Raw genomic sequence first — 5,421 nt, forward strand, 5'->3', positions numbered from 1 at the left:
ACGTCATGCAAACCTTCCTGAAAGCAACGTCATTCAGCCGAGCGGAAAAGCCCGCCCGTCTATCGATCATCAAATTTCTGAAACAGCACTCAATACCATGTGCGGCTGATCATCAGCCTGGCTGTTGGATAGCAGAAATCCAATCTATGCATCAGAAAGTAGTGGGTGCACCGCACCAATTATCACACGTTTTTAGGGAGGCGTGTTAATTCTACAACATTCACCTTCACTAATTGACATAATTAGTCGCAGCCGCCTCCTTCGATTGGCGATCGCTATTGAGCCTGCAGTTTCCGTCGTGACGACGGCGGGCGCTTCACCACGCGGTGCTCGACGGCGGAGATCGCCTCGCCCTCGCGCAGGGCCTCCGATAGGCGACAATATCGGCCGCAGTTGTCGCAACGGCATTTCCGCTCGCCGGTGTCCGAAGCAAAGCCGCGATAATGCATCGTGTCGGCCGAGCCGCACCCTTGCCTCCCAGTAACCGGAGGGATCGAGCTCCGGGATCCACTGGCGCATGCGCTTCACCCAGCGGATGACTGTCACCACCTTGACGTCAATCATCTCGGCCGCATCGGTGATAGGCCGCTGCTGCGACAGCAGCCGGACGAATAGCTCCAGCTTTCTGAACTTCAGGCCCGACGGCGGCGTGCCGGTGGTGCGGCGGAAGTGCACATCGCAGGCGAGGCAGCGGAAGACGGGGAGACCGGCTTCGGATGGGCCGCGCGCGCGGACAACACCGTCTCGTCGCCGCTGCAACAAGGACAATACGGTGGCACCTCAGGCACCTGTTGAATTCCGCGCAAAATTCGCCCAGTTTGCCATCTCGCCGTGACCCAGCGACCGTCATGAAGCGTAATGTCTTCATTGCCTTGTCTCAAGTCGATCCTGGTCAGCACCAAGCAGAAAGGCGGATCAAATCACGGCGGGGTTCAACACGCAGATGTTCGCGGCAATTCTTGATGCTGAAACGCACATGGAGCAAACGATGTGTCTCGCTCACGCGATTGCGCTAGCTGTCGTATAATTCTAAAAAATGCAAACATTCCAAGTCTCCACCGGCATTGACTCTCTCTAACCAGCCAGGGATTTGTTCCCGATCGGCAAGATTGCGCGCTGCAGGGAGCACGCCGTATTGGCAGGCCAGCCCCTGATCCAGTTCTCATCAGTCGTACGTTCAATCTCCAATCTAAGAATTTGATATCGAATCGAAAGGAACAGGGTAACCATGTCGTCGGAAGCGCACGTTGTTGGTAAAATTGCTCTTGTTTGCTTTTTGCTTTTTGGCCCTTCAGCAATTGCAGGCCAGTGGGAAACGATCGCTACAATGCCAGGCCTCGAGTATTTGCCTGAATCCGCCCACCGGATTGGAGACCGTGTCTATCTCATACATCGGAATACCCCTCGTGAAGGTGCGGCAAACTTTGTGATTGCCGATGACCTTGATTGCCAAAATCAGGCACTGCGCATTTCCTGGGCGAATGGCAGTCTCGGTAAGGTCACAGGCCGCTATTACAACAACGGCAAGTCGCAGGACCGTTATGCGTCGGTCGATTTCAAAGCAGCTGATACCGACCAGGTCTTCTACGACTGGGCCTGCAAGCTGCCTCTTCAACCAGAACGTCTAGTCAATGTGAGGACCGAGCAAGAGGGAGCGCTCACCCAGGTCGATATCAGCAGTGTGAAACGAATAGGAGCGGTGGCAACCCTTTGGATGCGTCACGACTATCCAACGATCAATTTCGATCCTCCTTACAATGCTCCGTTTGACTCGAAGCGTGAGTTCGTGCGGCTGAATTGCGATACGAGCCGGTATAGCACCCTGGTGGGATACGACTTTATGCCCGATGGAACAGTGACCGACGGGATGATCGCTCCGGAGGAAGACACGGCGCTGACACCGTCAGACAGCTATGCTGCCGCCAAAGAAATTGCATGCAATACATCGATGGATCTGAAAAGCTTTGCCGGAATAGGTGGAATTACGAGCAGGCCAAAACCGCCGCTTCCACCTAAGCGCGGAATAGAAGATGTGGCGATCCCCACGGAAATCGCCAAAACAGTCGCGAGGCTGCTGTCCATTCTGCCTGACGAACCTGTTGTATCGGAAGCCAAGATCACTCAAACGAGCAAAAGCAGCTTAGTGCAGACCAGCAAACAGGTGATTGTCGTTATCAAACCTAAGAAGGATGGAACCACACGCGTTCAGGAAATCTACGATCGGGGGGTCTCCGTCGACCGTGAAGTGTTGGGGCCAGTCCAGTTGAAATCCAAAATGAACTCGAACATGGCTGAACCCAGTGACGTTACACTTACCACATCGCTGACGGTGAATTCAGGAACCTGGGCTGCAGGTCAGGAGCTCTCCTTTGAGATTGAAATGCCCGCCACCGCTGGGCCGAAGAAGTTCGAAATGTCGTGCAAGATCGGTGAACCAATCGAAGCAAACACCATTCACAGGTCCCTTGCAGGTCACGCGTGGCCTCTCGAATGCGATCGGAAAGGCGATAGCAAAATGAGAGGATACTATGTCGGCCAGCTTCGCTATTTCTTTGTAGCCCACAGCGAGTCTAGTTTGGGAAGGTCAGATTCTACGATCGACGGCATAGAAATCGGTCGTTAGCCCGTTTCTCCGCGCGCTGCACCCGTCCAACGCCGCCTAGATCATTACATTGATGGCGTTATGAAGAAACTGGTTTCGGGGGGCAGGCTTTGCCCCGTTCGTTGCTTCGGAGGGTCCAGTGGGCTGTCCGACCGAGCTTTGCTCGAGCGCGCCTCACCCTTCAGGTTCTGATCCTGCCGAGCTACCGGTCTTGGTGATGTTCTTTGGAAAGACTGGTTGCGGGGGCTCGCAACCAACGATTCCTACGATTGTTTGAACGGCCCATCCCAAGGCTAGCGGCTTAGGCTGTCGACCTAAGCCCGGTTCGAATCCCCCCAGACAGTCATCCTCGCCGAAGCGCTCCATGGCACGATATATTCGATGGTAGACACCAAGCCGCTCATTTGCCCCGGTTCGCGGCTGCGGCATGAGGCATGAGGCATCAGGAATGCGGCGATATCCGTGATGACATCCGTCAATTCACCCGGATTATGGGCAACGTCTTCAACAAACGCTCGCCATTGCCGTTGCTTTTGCTGATCCTGGGCAAATGCTTCCGTTAAAGCATCCGGTAGCACCGTTGGGATCGGCGTCTCACGCCGTTCGAAAGTGCCGGAATTGCCCGCACCAACCTGTCATTGCTGAAATCGAACGACCTGCTGAGAATCTAGATGTCGTAGAAATCTTTCATCCGAGTGTTGGCACGCCCCAGCGCCACCATCGCCTGGAATTTCTCGGCAATGACAGTCTCCCGGGCGTAGCCCCGCAGCCGGGGCATGGGAAAGTCCAGCATCGAAGGATAGTCCAGTTCCTCGGTGCCAGGCTCCAGCGCATCGCCAAAGCCGATGTCGATCGTCAGGCTGATCCGGGCGCCGCTGATCGAAGCTGTCGTCCTCAGCCTCAGCCCGCCATATTCCAGCTCTTCGCGAATGCGGTCGACGCGAAGTGCGTCAGCGTCGAACTCGACGCCATCGCTGGCGTCCTGCGCCAGGATCTCCCGAAACGTCGCCAGCATTAGCTCCGCGCTCGGATCACCGAAACCCAGCAGATCAAGGTCGCGCGTGCCGCGGTGTGGGTCGTCGAACCAACTCATCATCAACATGGCGCCCTTCAGCACGAAACGGTCGGCATGGCTTGACCGGCTGAGCCGGAAGAGCAGCCGCTCGAGGGCGAAGCGGGTCAGAACCAGGTCGAAGCTCTGGCCACTTGCCTTGGCGAGTTGCAGCAGACGTGCGCGCACCGAGGCGCCGATGTTCTTGATCTCTTTAGCCATTGGCAGTCAGCGCCTCGATATACGGCCGGATGACCGTGGCGACACCGCCACGCTCGGCCTGCCTGGCAATTTCACCGGGGGTGGCCTTACGCTGACGGAGCACTTCTTGGAGGCCCTCAATCGCCACCGACAGACCGATCTTGTTGCGATATCGGAAACAGTCCGCGATTGTTTTGACGATCCCAAAGACCTTTACGGGCACACCTTCGACGACATGGGTCTCTACGCTTTCATTGAGCAGTCTGTCGGTGAAGCGCACGATCCGAATAGGCGTACTGTCGGGTTTGGGAGCCCAATCCTTCCGCCCTATCGCCAGCCACACCTGCTTCGGAAGCTGGTCGGTCAGGCCGTGGAACGCGAGGGCCGACACAAGGCAGACAACACCCTTGGGTAGGCGTTTAGCGGCCTCGGCCAGACTGTGGTTGGCGTCGAGCGGCGCGTCGGAGAGCTGATAAAGGCCCCGTGCAAGCCGGAGCACCTCCCCATCCCGCTCCATGCGGCTCATCGTGGCGGCCGTTACGCCAGCATCGCGCAGCTCTACAAGACGCGCGATCCCACGCGCCGTCAGGAAGGCGTGGGCGATTTGGCGCTGGGAGATAGATTCGGGCATTGATACGATAGCTCGGAACTAAGGACGTATAGTCCGAGGATTCGTATCAAATTCCAACGATCAAGGGAAGCTCTGGCAAGCAGCAACTTTTCAATCGAGCGCCTCTACCATACATCCCAACGCGGCGCCTAGACTCCAGTCGGTCATTCGAGGCAAGTAGCGCCGCGTCAGATATGCGACCCAAGCTCCGTGCGTCCCACATCTATGCCCCTAAGGCTCAAGTTTGGCTGTATTTCGACTTATATCGCTCCTCGGGTACCAGCCACTCTTCAAGATAGTCGAAGGGATCCAGCGTACCGAGCATGGCTCTCGCCAACGCGAGACGTTCCGTGAGCTGGGCACGTCGTTCAGTCTCCACGCCCTCCAAACGTCTCTCCGCCTCCTGAAAAGGCGTTCGACGGACATTGCTGCCTCCCACTTATTCATGAGGTCCGAGAGCTGCTTCTGGCTCTCTGCCAACGCTTGAGAACTGGCCGGCTTCCTCGACGGTGCGGAAGAACCACCTCCCCTGCTCCATCCCAATCTGGCAAAGCATTATCATGAGGAGATTGCTGCCCTCCACGACCAGCTCGGTGATGAAGAAACTCGGGCACAAGCCGCCGATAAACTTCGCACGCTGGTAAGCCGTATCGATCTCATACCCGATAGGACAGAACTGGTGATCGTACTGCGCGGCGATCTTGCCGCGATCCTTACCTTCGCATCTGGCAAGAAGAAACTCGAGTTTCTCAACGAGAAGGCAATCCTGGAAGCACTGATGGGCCGAGCCAGGACGATTGAAGGACAAAAACGCAAAAAGCCCGCGATGCGGGCTTTCGGACACTGGCACTTTGGAAAGATTGGTTGCGGGGGCAGGATTTTCCCCGTTCGTTGCTTCGGACAGTCCAGTGGGCTGTCCGACCGAGCTTTGCTCGAGCGCGCCTCACCCTTCAGGTT

4 protein-coding genes and 1 pseudogene are annotated in these 5,421 nt (G+C 56.7%); 2 read left to right on the forward strand and 3 right to left on the reverse strand.

The genetic code is table 11. From position 1 onward, the window contains the following. Window positions 1–192 precede the first annotated feature (192 nt). Window positions 193–675 carry a DUF746 domain-containing protein gene (locus tag PMI03_RS31290; protein WP_269156200.1) on the reverse strand — a complete coding sequence of 161 codons (483 nt, stop codon included), beginning with the start codon at window positions 673–675 and terminating at the stop codon, window positions 193–195. A gap of 553 nt (window positions 676–1,228) precedes the next feature. On the opposite strand from PMI03_RS31290, the gene PMI03_RS30240 reads away from it, so the two are divergent. Further along, window positions 1,229–2,623, forward strand: a complete 1,395-nt coding sequence (locus tag PMI03_RS30240; protein WP_007703545.1) for a surface-adhesin E family protein — start codon at window positions 1,229–1,231, stop codon at window positions 2,621–2,623. Between the two features lie 395 nt (window positions 2,624–3,018). Here PMI03_RS30240 and PMI03_RS30245 read toward each other — a convergent pair. Both PMI03_RS30245 and PMI03_RS30250 read right to left on the reverse strand, forming a co-directional pair. Continuing rightward, a pseudogene (locus PMI03_RS30245) lies at window positions 3,019–3,875 on the reverse strand (nucleotidyl transferase AbiEii/AbiGii toxin family protein); the annotation flags it as partial. Further along, window positions 3,868–4,485 carry a type IV toxin-antitoxin system AbiEi family antitoxin domain-containing protein gene (locus tag PMI03_RS30250; RefSeq protein ID WP_007703549.1) on the reverse strand — a complete coding sequence of 206 codons (618 nt, stop codon included), beginning with the start codon at window positions 4,483–4,485 and terminating at the stop codon, window positions 3,868–3,870. The pseudogene PMI03_RS30245 and the gene PMI03_RS30250, both read right to left, overlap by 8 nt. Window positions 4,486–5,143: 658 nt before the next feature. Between PMI03_RS30250 and PMI03_RS31955 the strand changes: the two genes are divergently transcribed. Further along, on the forward strand, window positions 5,144–5,421 hold a 278-nt coding region (locus PMI03_RS31955; RefSeq protein WP_007703553.1), incomplete at its 3' end, for a hypothetical protein.

The organism is Rhizobium sp. AP16, from assembly GCF_000281735.1.
Classification (GTDB): domain Bacteria; phylum Pseudomonadota; class Alphaproteobacteria; order Rhizobiales; family Rhizobiaceae; genus Rhizobium; species Rhizobium rhizogenes.

What these genes read in the sequence shown, in the direction of transcription:
- PMI03_RS30240 (WP_007703545.1), top strand. Translation starts at nt 1,229, where the DNA reads ATGTCGTCGGAAGCGCACGTTGTTGGTAAAATTGCTCTTGTTTGCTTT.
- PMI03_RS30250 (WP_007703549.1), bottom strand. Translation starts at nt 4,485, where the DNA reads ATGCCCGAATCTATCTCCCAGCGCCAAATCGCCCACGCCTTCCTGACG.